We start from the raw sequence: 418 nt of genomic DNA on the forward strand, positions 1-418 counted from the left end.
TAAACTCTATCTAGTTGCTTTTGCACGAATCGGTTACACCATATCTCGAGCTTTGATGATTGATCTGTCAATAGTGATGGGTGATAATTTAGTCTTTCATCAGTCTCACTCCCACTCAATGAACAAAGATAATAAAATCATTAGCCACAAGGCTATCCAGAAACACTTACAAACCTACCTTGAACCGATGTTGCTCGATAAAGCCCAAAATACCGACGTTTCCTGGGTCATGGCGATGGTCAAAGATGAAGTTTTTAAAGCCGTAATTGTGCATACTCGTGGCAATCAAACAAAAGCCGCGAAGTTATTGGGCATTAGTCGTAGTAACTTCGCTGTCAAAATCAAAGACACAGCCTCTCAACGACAAGGTAGGTGAAGCTTCACTATTCCAATTCACTTTGTCTGCCATCACAGAGCC

General features: G+C 41.4%; 1 protein-coding gene. It reads left to right on the top strand.

The features are described from left to right. Positions 1 to 376: helix-turn-helix domain-containing protein (locus tag BCT81_RS25515; protein ID WP_241908276.1), on the top strand; the 376-nt coding region annotated here is incomplete at its 5' end. Positions 377 to 418: the final 42 nt, after the last annotated feature.

This window comes from Vibrio sp. 10N.261.52.A1 (assembly GCF_002876325.1).
GTDB lineage: Bacteria > Pseudomonadota > Gammaproteobacteria > Enterobacterales > Vibrionaceae > Vibrio > Vibrio chagasii.